Here is a 24,275-nt window from a genome sequence, read left to right as displayed (position 1 = left end):
AAACAGCTACATAGATGTTAATTTGTACAAAACTGAACCATTTCCGTACAAAACTGAACCCCTCCTTAAGTTCAAGTAGCTAGTTTTGGAGTCTCCAAATATGACAGCTATAAATTATGAGATCAATGAGCGGTGTTTTCCGCTAAGTTTCGGTCATCCTCCTCCAAAAGTGATACCAGTACCGGTCTTTGCAAGAATCGAAAGCAATTTAACAGTGGAAGTTTATACATTTTTACTATCGCTTTTGCTTTTAGCAGCCGCTGTGCCTTGCTCCGCACAGGATGGATGTTATAGTCGCCTGGACAAAGATACCCTGACGATAGGCAATCAATTCATTGAGCGTAAGTTTATTTGGAACAAGGGAAACGTGATTACCTACAGCCTAATCGATAAGAAAGGTGGGAAAGCCTGGTTTAACAAACTCAGAAAACCTGATTTTTACATTCAGGCTGCCACCGAAACTCAAAATGGGCAGTATAAAGTATTGGTTAGGAAAGACAATGCTATTCACATCGCCACACAGGAAACCATTGTATCTTTTTCTATAGGTACGCTTGATGTAAGGCGGGTTTACCGGATCAACGCTAAAAGCGCATCTATTGCCTGCGAAACCTATCTGAAAGGACAGTTAGCGGGCATAGCAGGGGAACGCCCAGCCAATGCCGCCGATCAGAAAAACATTGAATTTGCGGAGGACATGAAGGTGAATGGCTCAACCGCCATTTTAGATCAGTTAAAGCTGGACGGTTTCCATTGGCAGGTTAAAACTGTCGAGTTTTTTGATGTAACCGATTGGAACAACAATCTGGTGCTGGAGAATAAGTTTATTCCCTACAGAAAAAAGAGTTATCGGGGCAACCTGCTTTTTGCACATAACCAGGAAAAAGATGCCGGTTTTTTCCTTTTAAAAGAGGCGCCTGGGTCCGCTACACAGCTTGCTTATGGCGGTCAGGATTTTACGGTTGAATTTGGACATTTTGCCGTGAACGGATTGGGACTGAATGCAGCAGATGTTCATAAAGATGAGTGGCGCAAAGCCTATACGGTAGTGCTGGGTGTTTACAGCGGACAGGAATTTAACCAGCTGAAAGCCTTGCGTACTTACCAGAAAACCATCCGTAAAAATGAGCCTGGGCGAGACGAAATGGTAATGATGAACACCTGGGGCGATAGGAGTCAGGATGCTAAAGTTAACGAAAGGTTTAGCTTGCTGGAATTGGAAGCTGCAGCCAAACTTGGCATTACCCATTTTCAGATCGATGACGGATGGCAACAGGGAAAAAGCCCGAATTCTGCCATGGCTAAGGGATCTTTTTCTAATATTTGGAGTAACCCCAATTATTGGAAACCTGATGCGGTAAAATATCCGAATGGACTTGCTCCGATTGTAAAAAGGGGTAAAGCACTGGGTATTGAAATTGGCTTGTGGTTTAATCCCAGTATTCAGCATGATTATGCAGACTGGGAGAAAGATGCTTCGGCAATGGCCGAATTATACCGGATGTACGGAATCAGAACATTTAAAATTGATGGACTCTCCATTCCAAACAAACAATCAGAAATTAATCTAACCAAAATGTTCAACAAGGTGTTGAGCGAAACAGAAAACCAGGCTGTTTTTAATCTCGATGCTACGGCAGGCCGCAGAGGCGGCTACCATCTTTTTACCGAATACGGTAATATTTTTCTCGAAAACCGGTATACCGACTGGCAAAATTATTATCCTTACTTGACACTGCGCAACTTATGGCAACTATCTAAATATGTCCCGGCAGAGAAGTTGCAGATCGAATTTTTAAACAAATGGAGAAATACGGAAAAGTATGGCAGTGATCCATTTGCCCCTTCCAACTATACCTTCGAATATCTTTTTGCCATAACCATGGCCGCCCAGCCACTGGCCTGGTTTGAAGGTACCGGTTTGCCCAAAGAAGCCTTAAAACTGGGAGAATCAGTTGCGAAGTATAAAAAGATACAGCACGATTTCCACCATGGAATCATTTTACCAATTGGTGAGGAACCTTCGGGCAAATCATGGACAGGTTTTCAATCGGTTCAACAAGACAGGGGCTATTTTATCGTGTTCAGGGAAAATACCCCTGAGCGGACGGGCATACTGGAAACCTGGTTACCCGAAAAGGTTAAAATACAATTAAAGCCACTGCTGGGCAGGGGGAAGCAGATGATCCAGACAACAGGCCGAAAAGGCGCCCTGAAAATAGCTTTACCTGTCATAAATGATTTTGTGCTGTACAGCTATACCGTTTTAAAATAAACCTATGAAAAACATATTATATTTATTCCTTTTAACGTTCCTGAGCATCCCCGCAACCGCCCAAAAGAGGCTGAGTATCAAGTCTCCTGACGGGAGGTTGCAGGTGGATGTGAGTATTGCCGATAGTATCCATTTTCAGCTGACGCACGATGGAGAAAGCATACTGAATTCTGGTGCCATAGCGATGAAACTAGGCAATGGAAAAAGCTTTGGCATCAAATCTCACTTAAAACAAAGCAAAACCATAACCGTTAAACAAAATATTCCTGCTCATTTTTACAAAAGAAACCTGATAAACGACGAGTATGCCGAACTGACACTCGAATTCAGGGAAGAATTTAGACTCATTTTTCGACTTTACAATGAAGGCATGGCTTACCGTTTTGTATCTGTGGCTAAGCAGGATTTTATTGTGAATGAAGAGCTGGCCGCTTTCCATTTCCAAAAAGATTATAAAGCATACATTCCCAATGTAAAAACTAAAGAAAAAACAATAGCGGGCCAATATTTCAATTCGTTTGAAAATACCTACACCTATGGGCCTTTAACTAAAATGGATCAGCAGAAGCTTGCTTTTTCTCCATTGGTGGTTGAGTTGGATCATGGTAAAAAAGTAGGTCTGGCTGAAGCTGATCTGCAAAGCTATCCGGGCATGTTTCTTTATAATCCTGCTGGCGAAACTCGTCTGGAAGCCAACTTTGCTCCCTATCCAAAAGCTACGGTGCAAGGTGGACATAACCAGCTGCAGCAAATCGTCACCGCGCGCCAGCCTTATCTTGCTAAAAGTAAGGCAAAAACAAAATTTCCATGGCGTATAGCCATTGTCTCCACCAGCGATAAAGATTTGGCTGACAATGATATGGTTTACAAACTGGCAGAGCCCAGCCGGTTAAAGGATATTTCATGGATAAAACCTGGCAAAGTAGCCTGGGAATGGTGGAATAACTGGGGACTGAGCAGGGTAGATTTTGTTTCAGGCGTGAATACGGAAACCTATAAGACTTACATAGACTTTGCTTCCAAAAATAAAATTGAATATGTGATCCTGGATGAGGGTTGGGCGGTAAACCAAAAGGCAAGTTTGTTTGAGGTTGTACCAGAAATTAATCTGAAAGAACTGATTGCTTACGGCAGGTCCAAAAATGTAGGGCTTATTTTATGGGCAGGCTATTATGCCTTTGCGCGAGATCTGGAAAAGGTGTGCAGGCATTATTCGGAGTTAGGGATAAAAGGCTTTAAAATCGACTTTATGGACCGAGATGATCAGGAAATGGTCGATTTTCATTACCGTGCGGCAGAAACAGCTGCTAAATATAAATTGATGGTCGATTTTCATGGAACGTATAAACCAACAGGCTTAAACCGGACATTCCCGAATGTAATTAATTATGAAGCGGTAAATGGTCTGGAGCAGATGAAATGGACCGGGCCGGAGATGGATATGGTTACTTATGATGTGACTATGCCTTTCATCAGGATGATTGCCGGACCAGTAGATTATACCCAGGGCGCCATGCGTAACGCCACCAGGAACAGTCACAGGGGAATAAATGATGAACCCATGAGTCAGGGAACCCGCTGCAGGCAACTGGCAGAATATGTGGTTTTTGAATCGCCTTTAAATATGCTTTGTGATAGCCCCGACAATTATGCGAAAGAGCAGGAATGCACCGATTTCATCAGCGCGATTCCTACAGTTTGGGACCGTACCCTTGTACTCAACGGTGAGATTGGGCAATACATTACCACCGCCCGCCAAAAGGGCACTACCTGGTATTTGGGTGCTTTAACCAATTGGGAAGCGCGCAAACTTATTCTTGATCTTAGCTTTCTTGACAGGGGGGATTATGCTGCCGAGATTTATCAGGATGGCATTAATGCCAATAAAATCGCTACCGACTACAGAAAGAAGCAGATAGAAATCCCTGCCGATCGAAAGTTATCCATTCAAATGGCTCAGGGTGGTGGTTTCGCGATGAAGATTTTTAAAAAATGAAGACCGTATTTATGAAACCTACCAGAACAATTTTCAATTTGCTTTTACTGTTATGCTGTTTGTTGTCGAAGCTTTCGGCGCAGGAGACTTTGATTAACGTGTACGGCAGAGCAACACAAACCCTTAACGGGAAATGGGAAGCGATTGTAGATCAATACGATCAGGGACGGAAAAATAAAATTTACCTCAATAAAAAACCAACCGGAAAGACAGATTTTTATGAATATGCCTTTGACGGTGGCTTGAAACTTAACGTGCCTTCAGACTGGAACAGTCAATTGCCTGAACTTAAATACTACGAGGGTACGGTTTGGTATGCCAGACATTTTGATGCGCCAAAAGCACATCAGGGGCGGCTATTTATTTATTTTGCCGCGGTAAGTTATCGTTGTAAGGTTTACCTTAATGGGAAAGAAATTGCCGAACATGAAGGTGGATTTACACCTTTTCAGGTTGAAGTAACCGATCTGGTACAGCCGGCAAACAATTTTTTAACCCTGGAAGTAAACAATACCCGAACTGCTGATGCCATTCCGGCAAAATCATTTGATTGGTGGAATTATGGTGGCATTACACGTGATGTGCTGCTGGTATCGACTCCGAAAATTTTTATCCAGGATTATTTTATTCAGCTGGACAAACATCGTCCGGATCAGATTAATGTGAAGGTTAAAGTTGTTGATAAACAAAAAAATGTAGCGGTAACAGTTGAGATTCCCGAACTGAATATCAGGCAAAACCTCGTTACCGATGATCAGGGTATTGCGAATAGGTCAATCGCCAACGTAAAAAAAATACAGCGCTGGTCGCCGGCAATCCCCAAACTGTACCAGGTGTTTGTTTCTACAAAAGAAGATCGGGTGGAAGAATCAATTGGCTTTAGAAACCTGGCGGTAAAAGGAACACAGATTTACCTGAATGAAAAGCCCATTTTTTTAAAATCAATTAGTTTTCATGAAGAGATTCCACAGCGCAAGGGGAGGGCTTTCTCTGAGGCCGATGCGATGATGCTGTTATCTGAAGCCAGGGCATTGGGTTGCAATATGATCCGTTTGGCACATTATCCCCAAAATGAATATACGGTACGTGCAGCCGAAAAAATGGGCTTTTTGTTGTGGGAGGAAACACCAATATGGCAAGGCATCGATTTTGAAAACCAGGAAACTAAAAAGAAGGCAGGCAATATGATCAGGGAAATGGTGATGCGGGATAAAAACCGATGTGCCGTTTCTTTCTGGGGCATGGCCAATGAAACGCAACCATCTGCAGTCCGGAACGAGTTCCTGAAATACCTGATCAAATGCACCAAAGATATCGACAGCACGCGGTTAATTACGGCTGCATTTGATCTGGTGAGGTTCAATGCAGATAAACAACGCTTTGTAATGGACGACCCGTTCATCAACGAAATAGACGTGGTAGCCATTAATAAATATATGGGTTGGTACCATCCCTGGCCGGTTGCACCAAAAAACGCTATTTGGGAGGTAGCCAGCAATAAACCTTTGATCATTTCAGAATTTGGTGCTGAAGCTTTGTATGGTAAAACCGGTGATGGCGATACAGCCAGTTCATGGAGCGAAGACTATCAGGCCCGGCTTTACAGGGATAACCTGGATATGTTTAAAAATATCCCCAATCTCAATGGCATCTCGCCCTGGGTATTGTTTGATTTTCGGTCGCCATTTCGCTTTCACCCCACTTATCAGGATGGCTGGAATAGAAAAGGATTGGTATCTGATCAGGGATTTCGTAAAAAAGCCTGGTATGTGATTGCTGATTATTATAAAAACATTAAAGAAAATTTATGAGCAGATATTTTTTAGCGCTGTTATTAACCTGGCTATTAGGGAGCAACCTTGCAAATGCGCAAAGCCTGAAATCTGTTGTTGATCAAGCCCTGGCTTTTGCCGAACAGCAAAGCCTGTTGATGGCTAAAAAATACGAGCATCAACCAGGTGTATTACCGCGTTCGTTCGAAGCGGGCAAAAACACGGTGTCTGATTCACGCTGGTGGTGTAGCGGATTTTTTCCGGGATCATTATGGTATGTTTATGAGCATAGCAAAAATCCAGAGCTGTTAAACTTTGCAAAAATGTATACGGCCAGGGTAGAACGCGAAAAATTTACCACCGATAACCACGATGTAGGTTTTATGCTGTATTGCAGTTTTGGCAATGGCTTGCGTTTAACCGGCGATACCGCTTACAAGGCTGTTTTGCTCAAAGGCGCGCAATCGCTGGCTACCCGTTTTGATCCTAAAGTGGGCCTGATCAGGTCATGGGACCATAATAAAACCATTTGGCAGTATCCGGTGATTATCGATAATATTATGAACCTGGAATTGTTGTTGTGGGCAAGCAAGCAATCAGGAGATGCGCAGCTAAAGAAAATTACACTTTCGCATGCGGATAAAACCATGACGCATCACTTCAGGCCCGATTTCAGCTCTTACCATGTGGTTTCCTATAACCGACAGACAGGTCTTCCGCATAAAAAGCAAACCCATCAGGGCTATGCTGATCATTCCGCGTGGAGCCGTGGCCAGGCCTGGGGTCTTTATGGTTATACTTATCTCTATCGTGAAACCAGGGAAAAACGTTACCTGGATCAGGCTGTGCATATCGCCAACTTTCTAATTAATCATCCTAGAATGCCCAAAGATTTTATTCCTTATTGGGATTACGATGTTCCGGTGCGGGCTGATACGCCAAGAGATGCTTCAGCTGCCTGTATTATGGCTTCTGCATTAACCGAATTGAGTGATTTTGTAGATGCCGACATTAAAAAGAGATACATGGAAGTAGTAGAAAAGCAAATCCGGACGCTCGCTTCTGTTGAATACACCGCAAAGTTGTGCGAGAACGGAAATTTTATCCTGATGCACAGCACCGGAGCATTTCCCTTTAAATCGGAGGTAGATGTACCCTTAACCTATGCAGATTATTATTATCTGGAGGCGCTGAGTCGTTTGAAGAAAAGATTGTAAGGATATTATAAATTATTGAATGGGCGTCCTGAGAGGTGATTATTTTATAAAAATCAATATGAATGACGTTTTTTGACTTGGCAAAAGTCTCTCCTCGGCTCGCCGCCGCCGAAGGGCTCCTTCTTTTTGGCATCAAAAAGAAGCAAAACCGAGGCATTGCCGAGCTCATTAATACAGATAAAAAGCAATAGACAAACATTAATAAAATGCCGGCTGAAAATTTTTCTTTCAAAGCCCGTGGTCTGGCTTGGTCAGTGGAGTCCGAAAAATTTGTTAGTCCGGACTTAAGCGGAACGGAGATACTGTGCCATGGCCCCGCTAGGTGGATTAGCATGACCTACAACCCAATCAAATAATTGATTATAAAATAACGTCAATGGTATTTACAATATTAAACTCAACGTAACAAATCCGAAAGGAATTACAATTTATGATATCTGCGCGTAACCATGGCAATCATAACGCTTATTTTAGTAGCCTCCCTTCACAATTGATCCAAATAGATTGATAGATGGAAAATTTAAATGATGATTAAAATACCTGCCTATGCATTTTAACCTTATGGATATCCGGAAAATCTTGTGTTTGCTGCTGGTTTTTGTTGCTTTTTTGCTGAAAAGTGCCGCCGCAATTGATATTTCCAGGTATCGGTTCCATGTTATGCCCGAAACATCGTATTACAGTGGTATCCAGAGCATCACCAAAGACAGTTTGGGGAGGATGTGGTATACTGGTCCGGATGCTGTTTTTATGTATGATGGGAACGGTTTTTATCAGTTGAATGACCTGGCCTCTAAGAGCAACCCTAAGGTAAAATGGGCTTATGGCAGTTTGGTGACCGATAAAAAAGGTGGATTATTTCTGGGTACCAATCATGGTTTACTGAAGTTTAACTATGGCCAATTTAATTTTGAATTGATTCTCCCTGGAAAAATCCGATCCATCTGTGTGCATGATGATGGTAAGTTATATATGCTCTCTGGCGATAGCCTCTTTATATCTGGCACGGATAAAAAGGTATTCAAGAGAATCAAGCTTCCTACCAACAGGTATTTTGATAGTGTGATCAGCCTGAAGGGAAATATTTACCTATCGCAGGAAAATTTACTTTACAGGTTTGATACGAAGACAGCGCGCTTCGCAGTTTTTACTAATTTGGGTCAACCCTCCTTTGTAGTGAATGATGCGGTGGCCTATGGGGGCGATTATTATTTTCTTACCCAAAGGGGTGGCATTTTTGTGACCGATGCGAGAGGGGTAATTAAAAAAAATATCCCAATCACTGGTCCGGGTTTTCAGACTACGTTAGCCAAGAAAATCTTTACTGATCAGGTAGGCATCATGTGGGTAGCCACACAAGCCGGATTGCTGCTTTATGATCCTAACACGCAGGTGAGCAATCTGCTCAAAATGAATCCAAATGATGCGTTCTCATTGCCCAATAACTCCATATGGACCATTTACGGCGACCCTGATCAGGGCGCCTGGATTGGTACCTATGGAGGCAAAATCGCTTATTGTTCACTTGACGATGCTTATGTACGCTATTTTACTACCAGTCCCGGCGGACTTAATCATCCCATCGTAAGTGGTTTCCAGGAAGATGATCTGGGCAATATCTGGATTGCTACAGAGGGTGGCGGGCTCAACTATTGGAACCGGAAAGATGATAGCTTTCGTCATTTTACCAAGGCCGAAGCCAATTCCATCAGCTCCAACATGGTTAAGCGCCTGAAGTTTGATTCAGATCGAAAAAATCTCTTTATTTCTTCTTTCAACGGAGGCATTTCTGCTTACGAAATGGCTACAAAGCGTTTTAGTAACCTTAACATGCTTTTGCCCGGAAGCAAACAGCCTCTGACGGTGTATGATTTTGTACGTGATGCCGGGGGGACCTGGTGGATGACCGATCCTGATAAAAACTTCTTCCACCGCAAGCGGAACCAGGCAGCGGCAATGGAAATGGTTAAACTGATTGCTGCAAACGGACAGCCGCTGGATGTTGAGATTGAGGCGATTTCGCTCGATCAACAGCAGCACCTTCGTTTGGTTACTCATCAGGGGCTTTATATCGCAGATCCCCAAACGCTTAAAGTGCTGCATCACTATGTCATCAAAGATGGTCCTTATGCAGTAAACCACCTGGGCTGTTACTATGAAGCATCAAATGGAGACCTCTGGCTCGGTACTTCGGGGAGGGGCGTAAATCTTTTAAAGAAAGATGGACGTTACCTAAATTTTAACAGCACCAATGGTTTTGCTCCTAAAATCGTTTTTGCCATTCTGGAAGATGATGTTTCAGGAAATATTTGGTTTAGTACAAACGATGGCCTATACTTTTTCGATCAAAAGGCACAAAAGTTTGAAAAAGCCAGATTTTATAAAGCAAATAGTTGCGGCTCTTTTTATTTAAGGTCGGCCTATAAAACTAAAAAAGGAGAACTCTTATTTGGGGGGACTAACGGATTTGTACTTTTTGATCCGCAATACCTCAACAAAAACATTCAGAAACCGAAAGTGTTTTTTACCAGCTTGTTAATTAACAACCAACTGGTAAGTAATACAACCGAAGATTCACCTTTAACCAAAGATATTTCTACCTTAAGCAATCATGATGAGGGGAAGATCAAACTTTCCAGTCACCAGTCGAATATAGAAATCCGTTTTTCGTCAAACAGCTATTTGTCGGCAGATAAGAATCAATTTTCTTATCGCATGCTTGGCTTAACCGATAAATGGATGAAGCTAAATCCTAATCAGCACGCTGTTCAGTTTTTTAATTTACCAGGTGGCGATTATGTTTTTGAAATCAAGGCCTCCAATAATGACGGGCTTTGGGGCGATGAAATTTCAAGGCTTTATTTCCATGTCAATCCCCCGTTTTTCCTTTCCTGGTGGGCTTACTCCATTTACACTTTAATCGTACTGGGCCTCTTATTCTTCATCATGCGGTATTATACCAATAAAAAGGTTTTTAAAGAACGATTGGCTTTAGAAGCCCTGAAAGAACAGAACATGAGGGATTTGAACCAGGCGCGAACTGATTTTTTTACCAATATTTCTCACGACCTTAAAACCCCGCTTACCCTGGTGCTCGAACCGCTGAAGCAGCTGAAAGAAACTGTTCAGAAGAATGACCATGCGGCGGGCTATATGCAATTGATTGAGAAAAATGTTGCCCGCATACAGCGGTCAATTAGCCAGTTACTTCGTTTCAGGGAAATTGAAAGCCAAAAAATAACCTTAAATCCGCAGGTGGGCGATTTTATCAGTTTTGTGCATGATGTTTTTGGACTTTTTGAACTATACGCAAACAAAAAGGAAATAGAAACCAATTTTACTGCGCATGCTGACCAGTTGTTTGTGGCCTTCGATTATGATATTATTGAGAAAATCCTGACCAATCTCTTCTCCAATGCCTTAAAGTATACCTCTAACAAAGGTTATGTAGGCGTTAGGATTTATCCATCTACAACAGAGGAGCATTCAAGATTAACTATTGAGCCTGATCTTCTGGAAAGGGAATACATTTCTGTGGAGGTGTTAAATACCAGTATCGGCTTTTCAGAAGAGCAGATTGCCACATTATTTACCTCTTTTAACCGGTTATCTTCTTATCGGCCTACCTTTGAAGAAAGTTCAGGTCTTGGCCTCGCCATTGTAAAGGAACTGGTAGAAGCCATCGAAGGAAAAATCTGGATGGTAAACAAAACCAATAAAGTTTCTTTTACGATGATGCTGCCGCTTAAAAAAGAAGCAGGATCGGGCGATATGCAATCCAACATATACGATTACACCATTTCCGAAATTGATGAAATCCTTTTAGAAGCCGAAGAACCGGAGCTATCACCAAAGAACGCCAGAAAATCGACCAGCATTTTATTAATTGACGATGATCCTAACCTACGAAACTATCTGGAACGCCGCTTGTCTGAAAAGTATAATGTTTATCTGGCCAGCGATGGCCAGGAGGGCATCATCAAAGCCGAAAAAATATATCCTCAACTCATCATTACCGACCTGATGATGCCCAATACCAATGGGTTTGAGGTATGTAACCACTTGCGGCAGAACTTTAAAACCAGCCACATTCCCATCATCATGATTTCGGGTATGGGCGATGTAAACCAGAATAAAACCAAAGCGCTGGAGCATGGCGCAACAGTTTTTATCGATAAACCTTTTGAAGTGGAATACCTGGTTCAGCAGATCGATACCATTTTGAAAAACCAGCAGGAAATGAGGGAACTGTATAGCAAACGACTGGTGGTTGATCCTGCCAAGGTAACCATTACTTCGATGGATGAGGAGTTGCTGGTTAAGGCCATGAAATTTATTGAACAGCACATGGCTAACCCGAATTATTCGGTAGACGATTTTGTGTCTGACATGAATACCGGAAGAACCATTCTGTATCAAAAGATCAATGATATTGTGGGGATGTCTATCAAAGAATTTATTCTAAATATCAGGCTTAAAAGGAGTGCCTACTTATTGGAGCATGCAGATTTAACGGTTGCAGAAGTGGCTTATCAAACCGGATTTAATAATGCCAAATATTTTAGTGTATGTTTTAAGAAACAATTTGAAACCAGCCCGTCTGAATATAAAAAGCGCTTTAATACAGAGAATAACCACATTTAAGAAATTACTGTTGAGCATGCACACCATCGAAAAATTGAAGTTTTTATCATCAACCAAATAAAACATATGAACCATTTGAAGTTTTTTCTTATCCTTTTATTGACAATTTTCATGTGGTGCATAGTGCCCCGGCACGAAGCCTTTGCACAACATCGGCTTAAGGGGATGCATCCTCAACAGCAGATCGATTTTGTCAAAAAACAGCTTAAAGCCAAAAAGGAGCCCTATTTATCGGCCTATAAAGCCTTGCTGGTTAAAGCAGATTCCGCGTTGTTGGTTGCACAACATGCGGTAGAAGATTTCAGTATTCCCGGGTTTTACGTTGATAAGGAGACCCATCGCCGCACTTCAAGGGCGCTTCAGGTAGATGGTTTTTCGGCCTATAGCTGTGCTTTAGCCTATCAGCTGAGTGGAAAAACAAAATATGCAGACAAGGCCATTTATTTTCTGAATGCCTGGGCAAAGGTCAATAAAAAATATTCACAACTGGATGGCTCACTGGTGATGTCGTATTCCGGCACCGCCTTAATGATCAGTGCCGATTTGCTCAAAGGTTATAAAAGATGGCAGCCTAAAGAGGTAACACAATTTCGATGGTGGACTAAAAATGTATTTCGTGCTGCAGCAAACAGCATCCGGTACCGGAACAACAACTCCGGCGACTGGTCTCGTTTGGCTTCTATCCTGGCAGACACCTACCTGGAAGACCGCGAAGATATGCAGCAAAACATAAATTTGATCAAAAAAGACCTTTTCGATAAAATTGCCACGGACGGTCACATGGTTGAAGAAGTAAAACGACAAGGTAAAGGCATTTGGTATACTTATTTTTCTCTGGCGCCACTTACCGCATCAAGCTGGGTGATTTTTAACCAAACAAGCGAAAACCTTTTTCAAGCATCGCGGGATGGAGCATCATTCAAAAAGGCACTCGATTATTTATTTTACTACAATCAACATCCCGAAGAGTGGAAATTTTTCAAAAATCCGGATACGGGCAATGTACATACCGCTACAGGTTTCTGGCCGGCCAACTTATTGGAGGCGATGAATGGCGTTTATCCTTCGCCGAAATATGATGGGTATCTGGCGCCATATCGTCCCGTCATGTATACCACACACGATTATGCCTGGACATTTCCAACCCTAATGCCTTTACGATTAAATGGATATCAATAAAATATTTAACATGAAAAAATCTGTAACCAAGTTATTATTACCTGCCTGTGCGTTATGGATGAGCCTACCGGCAATAGCCCAACAAACCCGGCATTCTCAGCCGCCAGCGCTAAAATCTGATGGTTACAAGCTCGTATGGGCAGACGAATTTAACAATAACGGCGCACCCGATTCGACTAACTGGACTTATGAACTCGGGTTTGAGCGTAACGAGGAATATCAATGGTACCAGAAGGAAAATGCAAGATGCGAAAACGGAAAACTGATTCTGGAAGCCAGAAGAGAGAAAAAGTCAAATCCCAATTTCAAGGAAGGTAGCAGCGACTGGAGAACGAAAAGGAAGGAAGCAAATTATACTTCTGCCAGTATCAAAACACAAGGATTACACAGCTGGCTTTACGGAAGGTTTGTGATGCGAGGCAAGATTGATATCCGGGATGGCATCTGGCCAGCCTGGTGGACGCTGGGAACCAAAGGATCCTGGCCTGCAACCGGTGAAATCGATATCATGGAATATTACCGGAAAAAACTGCTCGCCAATATCGCCTTTATGGGAGCAGACAGAAAAGACGCCTGGTTTAGTACCGAGAAAAATATCGATTCCCTTGGCGGCCAGGCATGGGCAGATCAGTTTCATATCTGGCGAATGGATTGGGATGAAAACAGCATTGCGCTTTACGTAGATGACGAGCTTTTAAATGAGGTGCCATTACACCAGCTGGTCAACCAGAACGGAACGAATATTAATCCTTTTAAACAACCGCATTATATTTTGCTTGATTTGGCAATAGGAGGTAAGCAGGGCGGAGATCCCTCCAAAACCACTTTCCCGGCCAGGTTTGAAGTGGATTATGTAAGGGTGTATCAAAAATAATCAATTAAGAAATGAACGATATGAATTTAAAACGACTGCTTTTTGTTTTGCTATTGAATAGCTATGGTGTATTGAATGCCTTTTCTGCTCAAATAACTGTTAAAAGCGATTCTATGTTGGCAACCGCAACAATTTTTAAAACGATGCAGCGGGTTGCAGATTGGCAATTAAATACCTGGAGAAACAAAGGCTTTAACCATAGAAAAGCGGATTGGACCAATGGTGCCTGTTACACCGGTATTTTTGCTTTTGGTAACCTGCGGGGCAACGAACGTTATTTACAGACACTGGTAGATATTGGAAATGAGCTGGGCTGGAATACCGGACATTTGCGCTTTTACGCAGATGATTATTGTGTAGGACAAACTTATGCGCAGCTCTACAGCAAATTTAAGCAAAAAAAGATGATAACGCCTTTTGTACTGCAGGCCGATAGCATTATTAGTCAGCCACATAACGAACCTTTGAACTGGAAAAATAATATCCAGAAAAGAGAGTGGGCCTGGTGCGATGCACTTTTTATGGGGCCGCCGTCTTTGGCTTATCTGAGCACGGCTACTAAAGATAAAAAGTACCTGAATACGGCCATTAAATTGTGGTGGAAGACAACCGAATTTTTGTATGACCCTTCTGAGAAGCTGTTTTTTAGAGATGAAAGTTTCTTCAATAAAAGAGAGAAAAACGGACAAAAAATATTCTGGTCCAGAGGCAACGGATGGGTATTGGCGGGCCTGGTTAGGGTGCTGGAAAATATGCCGAAAAACCATCCCGACAGAAATAAACTAATTGCGCTTTATACAGATATGGTGGCCAGGGTAGCAGAATTGCAACAGCCTGATGGCAGCTGGCATGCTTCATTATTAGATCCTGCAAGTTTTCCGGTTAAGGAGATGAGTGGTACCGGCTTTTTTTGCTATGCCATTGCCTGGGGCTTACATCACGGTGTCTTAGAAAAGCAACAATACCTCCCTGTGGTAGAAAAATCATGGAAAGCCATGGTTTCAGCTGTGCATGAAGACGGTATGCTAGGGTATGTGCAGCCCATTGGTGCAAGTCCGGATGCTGTAAATGCCAGCAGTACCGAGGTATATGGCGTGGGTGCATTTTTACTGGCCGGAACACAGTTGTATGAATATTTAAAGAAGCCAAAAAAGACATACCAAGATAACTAATATGAAGATGAATATGAAACTACAGTGCTCAACGCTGCTTAAGCTGAGTGTGTATTCCCTTTTGCTGGTTTGCCTGGGCACAAATGTTTTTGCCCAAAGCCGGCAAGATACCTTGCGTTTATTTATAATAGGCAACAGTTTTTCTCAAAATGCATCCGCCTTTTTGCCACAACTGGCAAAAGAAGGCGGGAAAACACTCATCATCGGGCGTGCTGAACTTGGCGGGCATTCTCTTGAGCAGCATTGGAGCTATGTAGAAAAAGCAGAAGCGGATCCTAACGATCCCAAGGGAAAACCTTACGGTGGAAAGTCGCTAAAGATGTTGTTGGGACAGGGGAAATGGGATATCGTTACTATACAACAGTACTCTTATCTTTCAGCAGACTCTTCAACCTATTATCCCTATGCCAGCAAACTCATTGCTTATGTGAAAGCGTTGCAACCCCAGGTGCGTATTGTTATCCACCAAACCTGGGCTTACCGTACCGATGCAAAAAAGTTTGGGCGTATAGCAGAAGGTAAATCTGCGATGAACCAGCAGGAAATGTGGCAGAAATCACGTGCGGCATATTATCTCCTGGCAAAGCGGATCAATGCCCCGGTTTTACCGGTAGGTGATGCTTTCCAAATTGTAGCCAATGACAGGAAATATGGTTTTAAACCTGATTTTTCATTTAACTACGATCATCCCGTGGCCCCAAATCTGCCAGATCAGACCCATTCGATCAATGTGGGGTACTATTGGAATAAAAAAGAGCTGGTATTTGATCCTAACCATGCCAATGCTGCGGGGAAATATCTGGGTGGACTTATCTGGTACGGGATTTTGTTTAACGACTCGGTTAAAGATATCAGATTTAAGCCGGAAAATGTTTCCGGAGAGTTTGCCCGATACCTTCGTAAAGTGGCGGCTAAAACCATATCAAAAGCGAATCGATAAAATAATTGCAGATGCCGACCATTAGTCTATTTGCGCCATTTGGTTGGCAAAACGGAAACTTTTTAAAAATAAACTGCAAATATTATCCATTCGTACAAAAACAAACCATTTCCGTACAAAAGTGAACCCTCTGAAATAGCTAAGCATATAGATTTGTGGTAACCAAATAAAAACCTAAATATGATGACAAGCTATTTCTTAACCATCCCCATCAGTATTAATGAGGAAAACTCCAGACCTGAATTACGAGCTTCCACGTCGCAAATGCCATTTTACCTGATAGGCATTTCCCGGAATCAGGTTTAGTTCAAATTCCTGGATCAAGACGCTTTTTGATGCTTTCACAGCTCCATTTTTAATTCGGCGCGAAGCCGGCACCCTTTTGGGGAATTAATGAGTACGCATCCGCGTGTCCTGGAGATTTGTATTGCGCAAAAAGCAGAAATATTTAAAAATTAATTCTAACCATATTCCCCGATAGATGATAAAAAACATAACCCTAAAGTCTAAAGGCTGGCTTCTTTTGTTTGCGGCATTTTGGTGTAAGGCACAGGCGTTGCCGGCCAGGCCAATAGAAATTGCTGTTAGCTATGTTGACAAAGGCTCCACGAAGCGGTTTCAGGAAATAACCGGAACCGTTAAAGATGAAAAAAACCAACCCATTCCCGGTGCAACCATCCGAATAAAAGGTACCACTACGGGCGTTCAGACCGACCTGGATGGAAAATATAAAATCAATGTCAACACTGGTCAGGTACTGGTTTTTTCAACCATTGGTTTTGAAAGTAAAGAGGTAACCATAGGCGCTGCTGGCGTAATCAATATTACGCTGGTCTCTGCAAGCAGCTCGCTCAGTGAAGTCGTGGTAAATGGCTATTCTACACAAAGAAGATCAGCCGTTACTGCTGCCATCAGTACCGTTTCAGGTCAGGATTTATTAAAAGCTCCTGTTACTAACGTAAATAATGCCCTGGCTGGCCGCGTGCCTGGCCTGGTGGTTCAGCAAACTTCCGGTCGTCCGGGCATTAACGGTGCTGCTTTGTATATCCGCGGACAGGTTTCGCCCTCCGCTACAGCACTTATCATTGTGGATGGTGTAGAACGTACTTCTTTCGGTGATATTGATCCCAATGAAATTGAAAGTATAAACATACTGAAAGACGCCTCATCTACCGCGCTATATGGTTTGAAAGGTGCAAACGGCGTATTTGTAATTACGACCAAAAAAGGAGTGGAGGGGCCGGCGAGAGTAACATTTTCTGGTAATCTGGGCATCATCAGTGCAACCTCCCGTCCGGAAATTCTTGGCGCTTATGAAAGTGCTATGCTGTTAAGCGAAGGGCAGCGCAACGTGGGTGAATCCAGAACCTTTACCGATGAGGATTTAGCGATTTTTAAGGCCGGAAACGGTAATCCATTACTTTATCCGGACGTGCAGTGGTATGACGAACTGGTTAAAGACCAATGGATGCAGAACCAGCAAAACCTAACCATATCAGGCGGTAGTGACAAGGTAAAATACTTTACCTCATTTAGCCACATGCGTGAAGAAGGAAATTTTAAGGAGTTTAAAACACCTTTGGATTATTCAACTTCCCCAAGTTACAGCCGTTACAATTTCAGGGCCAGGGTAGGCATAGACCTGACCAGGACCACCAATTTTGAGGTGAACCTTGCAGGCAGAAATGAGCATCGTTACAGCCCGGCAGGCATGAGCGAATATAACGACCCTGCCGGGGTAGTAAGCAATGGTATTGAAGGGCTTGTGGGCCGGGCGTTGAAAATGCCTTCATGGGCAGCGCCGTTCTTTAAAGAATACATCAACTCCGATGATCCCCGGATTATTGCCCTGGATGGAAACTATAACCATATCGTAAATTATGGATTGGGCGGGGTAAATGCCTTTAATCCTTACGCCTTACTTACTTATGGTGGATATGCCTTCACGGATAACAACATCGCCGAATCGATTTTCACCGTAAAGCAAAAACTTGATTTCGTAACGCAGGGCCTGAGTTTTAAAGCGCAGTTTGGTTACGATGCCACACAATTATCAGGGAAATTGCAGCGCGGAAGTATCGGTTATCTCGAACTCAACAGGGCCACTCTGGCGCTAACACCGGTGGGTGGTACCTATAATGATTTTTTCGGGGCACCTGCGTATTCCAGAAGTGGTTTTACCAAAACCAACCTGCAGTTGTTTTTAACTTATGGCAGATCATTTGGCAAGCATAACATCAGTGCCAATCTGATTGGTCAGCGCGAACTTCAGGGCTCGGCTGCGGCGGCCGCTCCTTATGCCAATCAGGGGATTATTTCGGAGGCTACCTATAACTACGGAAATAAATATTTCCTCACAGCCAGTGCCACCTACAATGGTTCAGAGAATTATGCAAAAGGTTATCGCTACGGGTTTTTTCCGGCAGCAACGCTGGGTTATAATCTGGCCAATGAGGAATGGATGAAAAAATTTACCTGGATCAGCATGTCTAAAATCAGAGGTTCGATTGGAAGGGTAGGGATTCCAAGTCCCGGTACAAGCCGTTTCTATTATCAGAACAGGTTTGGCGCCGGATCAAACGTGGTATTCGGAAATCCGAACAGTAACTTTAGCGCGCCTACCTATACCCAGTTACAATATGGCAATCCGTTTATCACTTTTGAGGTGTCGTTAAAACGGAATATCGGACTGGATCTCTCTTTATTCAAAGACAAGCTTAATATCACTGCCGACCTTTTTGATGACGAGCGCTCGGATATTTTAACCACCCGTTCGGCAACCAGTTTTGCCACTTACGGCGCCACCGTGCCAAGCACCAATTATGGTATTAATTATAACCACGGATATGAGCTTTCGGTAACTTACCGCGACAAAATCAAAGATTTCACCTATTCCTTTACAGGAAACCTGAGTTATGCCAGAAATGAACGCCGGGTACTGGACGAAGCGCCTGGCCTTGCTGAAAATCTGAGGGTAACCGGTAAACCGATAGGTACTTATTTCGGATACCACGTACTTGGTTTTTATGCCAGTCAACAAGATATCGATAGCAGTCCGCTGAACAAAATTACGGCTTACCCTTCTATACCGGGCGATTTTAAATATCAGGATGTTAACGGCGATGGAATCATCAATAACCAAGATGTAATCGCCATTGGGCATCCTAATATTCCGGAATACAATGCAAGCTTGAATATGCAGTTTGGATATAAGGGATTTCAGTTATCGGCACTTTTTAATGGGGTAACAAACGTGAGTTCGAACGTGGTATTTCAAAGTGGTGGGCTTAACCAGTATTACGCGCCAATGTTAAACAGATGGACGCCAGATAATACCAATGCCAGCTGGCCGGTAATGCGTCCGGGCCTCAATGCCAATCCTAATGAAAGCCTCAACGATTTCATCCTGCAGGATGCCTCTTATATCAAATTACGGAATGTGCAGTTCAGTTACAGTTTGCCTAAAAAATGGGTAAACAGGCTTCGGTTAAATGGATTTACCGTATTTGTTAGTGGTCAGAATTTAATCACCTGGACAAATTTTTACGGAATAGATCCCGAAAACAGTTTGTCGGGCAATGCTTATGCCTCTTCTATCGCCACTATTCCTACTACTAAGGTTTTCAATTTTGGCCTCAATTTATCACTTTAATTAAAGGTTACCGTCATGAAAAAATTCATATATCTTTTGCTCTCATTTGTTCTCTGTATTGGTTATTCCTGCAAAAAGGATTTTTTACAGCGTGATGTGGGCATCCAGAGTGATCTTGAAGAAGTTTTTAAAGACCCTTTAACGGCTTCCCGTTTTGGCGACTTTACCTATACTTTTTCCATCTCAGATTATGGCCGCCTGAGCGGATACAAGGGAATGACCTCGCAATTTACTGATGAATCTATTGCCAACAATGGTCAGATCGAGGTGGCGGCGATGAACAGTGGCCAGTTTCTGGATCCGGGAGCTTCTGATGTGACAGGCATTTACGCTCAAATGTACCGTGGAATCAGAAATGCAAACCTGATGCTGGCCAATATGGATAAAGTTCCCTGGACCGATCTTTATAACCCTAGTTATATCAAGGGTGAGCAACTATATCTCCGCGCTTATTTCTATTTCGAGCTGTTAAGGCGTTTTGGAGGAGTTGTGATCCTAACCAAACCACAAGACTTTACCGAAGCTTCCACAGATCTTCCACGTAGCAGTTATGCCGAAACCTTTGCATTGATTTTAGCTGATCTTGACCAAGCCCTTACGCTGTTGCCGCTAACCAATGCCGACTGGCCTAACCCGGCAGCGCAATCTAACCGGGCTACGGGCGCTGCGGTGATGGCGCTTAAAGCCAGAGCGCTGCTCTTCGATGCCAGCCCGTTAAACAATCCGGAAAATGATTTGGCCAAATGGAAAAAAGCCGCAGAGGCATCAAAGGCAATTATGGATCTGAATAAATTTTCACTGGAGCCCAATTACGCCAATGTGCTTACTGTAGCAAATTCTAACGAATACATCCGGATCTGGCCACGCGGTGGCCGTGGATTTATTGGTACTTACCTGAGCGATTTTTTGATTCCTACCAGCTATGGAGGGGCACAATCTAATCTTTCACCTGTTCAGAATCATGTTGATCTGTATGAAATGGCCAATGGTAAAGCCATTACTGATGCCACTTCCGGGTACAATCCGCAAAATCCTTATCTCAACAGAGATCCGCGGTTTTATGTGAATATCCTTTATAACAATGCTAGCTGGCAGGGGCGGGCGGTGCAAACCTGGCAATCTGAACCCAACGCACAGGGTATTGTTACTTATGGAACCGATATCAGTACAGCTACTTCAATAACCAAAACAAGCTATTACCTCAAAAGGCTCTGGCCGGAGGCTTCCCGTTCGGGTTCAACCGCATCAGCATTATTGAATTATGTTTTTTACAGATATGCAGAAGTCCTGATTAATTATGCAGAAGCTTTAAATGAAGAATCAGGGCCAACCGCAGAAGTATATAATGCGGTAAATGCCATTCGCCTGCGCGCTAAAATGCCGGTTTTACCAGCTGGTCTCAGCCAGGCTGAAATGCGCGAACGCATCAGAAACGAAAGGGCCATCGAGTTCGCTTTCGAAGATATGCGCTGGTGGGATATTCTTCGCTGGAAAAAAGGGCCTGAAATTGTGGCCCAGCCAATGAAGGGTATGAAAGTGATTAAAAATGCCAACGGCTCTTTTAGTTATAATGTAGTCGAATTGCCCGCATTTAAAAAAGTATTTAATAATAACATGTATTTGTATCCTATTCCCCGGGCAGAAATGAACAAGACCAGTGGAGCATTGAAACAGAATCCGGGTTGGTAGTTTTTGGGTTATACATCAATTTAAAAGATAAGAAATGACAAGATATATTAAATGTTCGGGCGTTATGGCGTGCATCATCAGCTATCTGTTAACCTGCACGGCTTTCGCACAAACTAGTGGTAAGCAGGATACCGTTAGGATTGTGAAAGCTAACCGCACAGACTCGACAGATAAATTAATAGAAATTCCTTTTGCGACACGTAGCAGAGCGGAACTAAATTATGCCCAAAGCTCTCTTCGCTACCAGCAGCTTACGCAAGTACCCATCAGTAACCTTTCCGGTTTATTGGCCGGCAGGTTAAGCGGCTTTTTATTTAGGTGGACAGGCAATCAGCCAGGCGGTGGAAACGTATCCTATCAAATCCGAGGAAAATCATCTTATGCGCAGGGCGCTACGCCGGCTTTTCTGGTAGACGGAATTGAACGTGATTTTGAAGATATGGATATTACCGAAATTGAAAGTGTAACGGTCTTAAAAGATGCCGCGGCTTTAAACTGGTATGGCCTGAACGGCGGCAATGGTGCAATCCTGGTCACCACCAAAAGAGGGAAGATAGGACAAAACCTCATTTCCTTTGATGCGCAGGGTGGTTTCCAGTCTGCCAGCAACCTGATCAAGCCCTTAAATTCGTTTGATTTTGCTACCCTATATAATCAGGGCTTAACCAATGTGGGGCAGGCACCGGCTTATAATAATGGGGCCCTCGAAGGTTATAAAAACCATACTGATCCCTACCTCTATCCAGATAATAACTACTTAGACCGCTTTTTGGGCAAAAGGGCAGCTACCCAAAGATATGCGCTTACCTTTAGCGGCGGCAGTAACCGCGTACGTTATTTCAGCGCTGTGAGTTACTTCAATCAGCAGGGGCTTTTTAAGGAGACAGAAACACCCAATTATGATTCCAATTATGGCTATAAACGTTATAATTTCCGTATCAATTTAGATTATGATGTAACGAAAACGCTTACGCTGACGCTGTTGGCAGGCGTGAGGAGTGAGGTGCGTAATGACGTTGGTGACGGCACCAGTACCGTATTAAGTAACCTGTATAACTTACCTCCAAATGCCTTTCCGATTTTAAATGCAGATGGATCTTTCGGCGGAACCTCACTCTTTCAGAATAATCCGCTCGGCCAATTACAATCTACCGGATTTTCCAGAACCACCACCAATATCTTGCTCGCCAGTATCATGGCCGATCAGAAAATGGATTTTATCACCAAAGGCCTTTCTGCTAACCTGTTCTTTTCTTATGATGGTTATGGTAATTATGGCGACGGATTAACGCAAAATTATGCAGTTTTCAATCAAACCGTAACGCCTGTACAAACTTATCGTACGCCGGCGGTTATTGCTTACCGTACAGCAGCTTTTCAAACCAATACCAAAAATAATGAACTCTGGTTTGGCCTGGACTACAACAGAACCTTTGCTACAGATCATCAGGTAAAGGCAAATGTACGGGCGCAGCAATATGTAAGTGCTGCGGTAGACCGCCTGGATTACCGCTCACGGATGATTGTAGGGCGGGCAGATTACAGCTTTAAGCAACGTTACCAGTTGGGATTTACGGGAAGTTACTCCGGATCTGAAAACTATGCACCTGGACGACGTTTTGGCTTTTTTCCAGCTGTATCCGCAGGTTGGCTAATATCACAAGAAGATTTTATGAGAAATGCAACAGTGATCAGTTACCTTAAACTGCGCGGATCTTATGGCCGGTCGGGTAATATTGGCCCAACGTATGATGCCAATGGTAATGTAGTCAGGCTGCCATACCGAACGCTGTTTACCCGAGATGCCGGACCATTTCTAGGCTCTACTTTTTCTACGTCGACCACGGCTCGGCTGGTAAGCCCTGCAGGTAACCCTTTAACCACCTGGGAAAAAATTGACCGCCTGAACCTGGGCACAGATGTCGACTTTTTTAAAGGTGCACTTTCTTTCTCTGTTGATTATTTTGACGAAAAACGAACAGACATTCTTGGGCCTGCAAATTTACCGGGCATACTCGGGATAGCCATCGCTCAGGTAAATTCAGGCAAGGTAAGCAGCAAAGGATTTGATGCCAGCGGAACTTTCAATAAAAAAATTGGCGAAGTGCTGATCAGTACCAACGCCAACTTTACCTATGCTAAAAATATTATTTTGGAAAGGACGGAAAATGTATTGCCCAATCAGTCAACCATAGGCCGGTACGTGAATGGCGGAAATTATTATATTGCAGAAGGTATTTTTCAGAGTCAGGCAGAGATTAATGCCAGCCCGAAACAAACCCTTTCGAGCCTGGTGGTGCCTGGCGATCTCAAATACAGGGATGTGAACAATGATAACATCATTGATGCAAACGACGCCGTTTCCAGCGACTATACCGATATCCCAAAAATATACTATGGATTTGGCTTTAATATCCGGTATAAACAATTTGACCTCGGGGCGCAGTTCCAGGGCCTTGCGGGCAGAACGGTAGATGTTTCTGACATTTTTTACGCAGGTCCGAACGGATTAAACCAGCTCAGTTTAGCCAGCTGGACTCCCGCCACAGCGGCGACCGCAAAGTATCCCCGTATCGGGATTTCAAACAACGGGAACAATACAGCCAACTCCACCTTCTGGTTGTATTCAGGAGATTTTTTAAAACTCAGGTCTGCTGAGATCGGCTATAGTACGCCACAAAGCTTTAACCAACGCTTACGTTTTAAAGGTGCGCGGATTTTTGTGAGTGGCAATAATATCTTCGCAATTTCCAAACTCAATGAGCTGGGCATTGATCCCGAAACCCCCAATGCAGGTCGTTTTTCGTCTTACCCTTACGTAAAAACCTTTGCAATAGGCTTAAATGTTAAATTTTAATTCAAAAA

13 protein-coding genes are annotated in these 24,275 nt (G+C 43.2%); all 13 read left to right on the top strand.

The genetic code is table 11. The annotated features are described in order from the left end of the window. Positions 1-100: 100 nt before the first annotated feature. The 13 genes from QZ738_RS19745 (at position 101) to QZ738_RS19685 (ending at position 24,267) form a co-directional block, all read left to right on the top strand. Positions 101-2,275 carry an alpha-galactosidase gene (locus tag QZ738_RS19745; RefSeq protein WP_293789838.1) on the top strand — a complete coding sequence of 725 codons (2,175 nt, stop codon included), beginning with the start codon at positions 101-103 and terminating at the stop codon, positions 2,273-2,275. 4 nt (positions 2,276-2,279) lie between these two features. Next, positions 2,280-4,271, top strand: a complete 1,992-nt coding sequence (locus QZ738_RS19740; RefSeq protein ID WP_293789836.1) for a glycoside hydrolase family 97 protein — start codon at positions 2,280-2,282, stop codon at positions 4,269-4,271. Further along, positions 4,268-6,082, top strand: coding sequence for a glycoside hydrolase family 2 protein (locus QZ738_RS19735; RefSeq protein WP_293789834.1), 1,815 nt, complete (start codon positions 4,268-4,270; stop codon positions 6,080-6,082). Before QZ738_RS19740 ends, QZ738_RS19735 begins: the two co-directional genes overlap by 4 nt. Further along, positions 6,079-7,260 carry a glycoside hydrolase family 88 protein gene (locus tag QZ738_RS19730; RefSeq protein WP_293789832.1) on the top strand — a complete coding sequence of 394 codons (1,182 nt, stop codon included), beginning with the start codon at positions 6,079-6,081 and terminating at the stop codon, positions 7,258-7,260. Before QZ738_RS19735 ends, QZ738_RS19730 begins: the two co-directional genes overlap by 4 nt. Before the next feature lie 62 nt (positions 7,261-7,322). After that, positions 7,323-7,451: a hypothetical protein gene (locus tag QZ738_RS19725; RefSeq protein WP_293789830.1), complete on the top strand. Its 129-nt coding sequence runs from the start codon at positions 7,323-7,325 to the stop codon at positions 7,449-7,451. A gap of 355 nt (positions 7,452-7,806) precedes the next feature. After that, positions 7,807-11,904: a hybrid sensor histidine kinase/response regulator transcription factor gene (locus tag QZ738_RS19720; RefSeq protein ID WP_293789828.1), complete on the top strand. Its 4,098-nt coding sequence runs from the start codon at positions 7,807-7,809 to the stop codon at positions 11,902-11,904. Between the two features lie 111 nt (positions 11,905-12,015). After that, on the top strand, positions 12,016-13,083 hold the full coding sequence (locus tag QZ738_RS19715; RefSeq protein WP_293789826.1) for an alginate lyase family protein: 1,068 nt from the start codon (positions 12,016-12,018) through the stop codon (positions 13,081-13,083). A gap of 10 nt (positions 13,084-13,093) precedes the next feature. Next, on the top strand, positions 13,094-13,957 hold the full coding sequence (locus QZ738_RS19710; RefSeq protein ID WP_293789824.1) for a glycoside hydrolase family 16 protein: 864 nt from the start codon (positions 13,094-13,096) through the stop codon (positions 13,955-13,957). Between the two features lie 20 nt (positions 13,958-13,977). Then, positions 13,978-15,129 (top strand): glycoside hydrolase family 88 protein, encoded by a 1,152-nt coding sequence (locus tag QZ738_RS19705; protein WP_293789822.1) that lies wholly within the window; start codon positions 13,978-13,980, stop codon positions 15,127-15,129. A 13-nt stretch (positions 15,130-15,142) separates the two neighbouring features. Then, a complete protein-coding gene (locus QZ738_RS19700) occupies positions 15,143-16,069 on the top strand; it encodes a DUF4886 domain-containing protein (RefSeq protein WP_293789820.1) in 927 nt (308 codons plus the stop codon). 481 nt (positions 16,070-16,550) lie between these two features. Beyond that, entirely contained in the window at positions 16,551-19,721 is a 3,171-nt protein-coding gene (locus tag QZ738_RS19695; protein WP_293789818.1) for a TonB-dependent receptor, read from the top strand. A 15-nt stretch (positions 19,722-19,736) separates the two neighbouring features. Then, positions 19,737-21,410, top strand: a complete 1,674-nt coding sequence (locus tag QZ738_RS19690; protein WP_293789815.1) for a RagB/SusD family nutrient uptake outer membrane protein — start codon at positions 19,737-19,739, stop codon at positions 21,408-21,410. A 34-nt stretch (positions 21,411-21,444) separates the two neighbouring features. Next, positions 21,445-24,267, top strand: a complete 2,823-nt coding sequence (locus tag QZ738_RS19685) for a SusC/RagA family TonB-linked outer membrane protein (RefSeq protein WP_293789812.1) — start codon at positions 21,445-21,447, stop codon at positions 24,265-24,267. The last annotated feature ends 8 nt before the right edge of the window (positions 24,268-24,275 follow it).

This window comes from uncultured Pedobacter sp. (assembly GCF_913776295.1).
Classification (GTDB): Bacteria; Bacteroidota; Bacteroidia; order Sphingobacteriales; family Sphingobacteriaceae; genus Pedobacter.
This window is presented reverse-complemented; position numbering and strand designations above follow the sequence as displayed.

What these genes read in the sequence shown, in the direction of transcription:
- QZ738_RS19740 (WP_293789836.1), top strand. Translation starts at nt 2,280, where the DNA reads ATGAAAAACATATTATATTTATTCCTTTTAACGTTCCTGAGCATCCCC.
- QZ738_RS19700 (WP_293789820.1), top strand. Translation starts at nt 15,143, where the DNA reads ATGAAACTACAGTGCTCAACGCTGCTTAAGCTGAGTGTGTATTCCCTT.
- QZ738_RS19730 (WP_293789832.1), top strand. Translation starts at nt 6,079, where the DNA reads ATGAGCAGATATTTTTTAGCGCTGTTATTAACCTGGCTATTAGGGAGC.
- QZ738_RS19695 (WP_293789818.1), top strand. Translation starts at nt 16,551, where the DNA reads ATGATAAAAAACATAACCCTAAAGTCTAAAGGCTGGCTTCTTTTGTTT.
- QZ738_RS19690 (WP_293789815.1), top strand. Translation starts at nt 19,737, where the DNA reads ATGAAAAAATTCATATATCTTTTGCTCTCATTTGTTCTCTGTATTGGT.
- QZ738_RS19735 (WP_293789834.1), top strand. Translation starts at nt 4,268, where the DNA reads ATGAAGACCGTATTTATGAAACCTACCAGAACAATTTTCAATTTGCTT.
- QZ738_RS19745 (WP_293789838.1), top strand. Translation starts at nt 101, where the DNA reads ATGACAGCTATAAATTATGAGATCAATGAGCGGTGTTTTCCGCTAAGT.
- QZ738_RS19725 (WP_293789830.1), top strand. Translation starts at nt 7,323, where the DNA reads ATGACGTTTTTTGACTTGGCAAAAGTCTCTCCTCGGCTCGCCGCCGCC.
- QZ738_RS19705 (WP_293789822.1), top strand. Translation starts at nt 13,978, where the DNA reads ATGAATTTAAAACGACTGCTTTTTGTTTTGCTATTGAATAGCTATGGT.
- QZ738_RS19720 (WP_293789828.1), top strand. Translation starts at nt 7,807, where the DNA reads ATGCATTTTAACCTTATGGATATCCGGAAAATCTTGTGTTTGCTGCTG.
- QZ738_RS19685 (WP_293789812.1), top strand. Translation starts at nt 21,445, where the DNA reads ATGACAAGATATATTAAATGTTCGGGCGTTATGGCGTGCATCATCAGC.
- QZ738_RS19715 (WP_293789826.1), top strand. Translation starts at nt 12,016, where the DNA reads ATGTGGTGCATAGTGCCCCGGCACGAAGCCTTTGCACAACATCGGCTT.
- QZ738_RS19710 (WP_293789824.1), top strand. Translation starts at nt 13,094, where the DNA reads ATGAAAAAATCTGTAACCAAGTTATTATTACCTGCCTGTGCGTTATGG.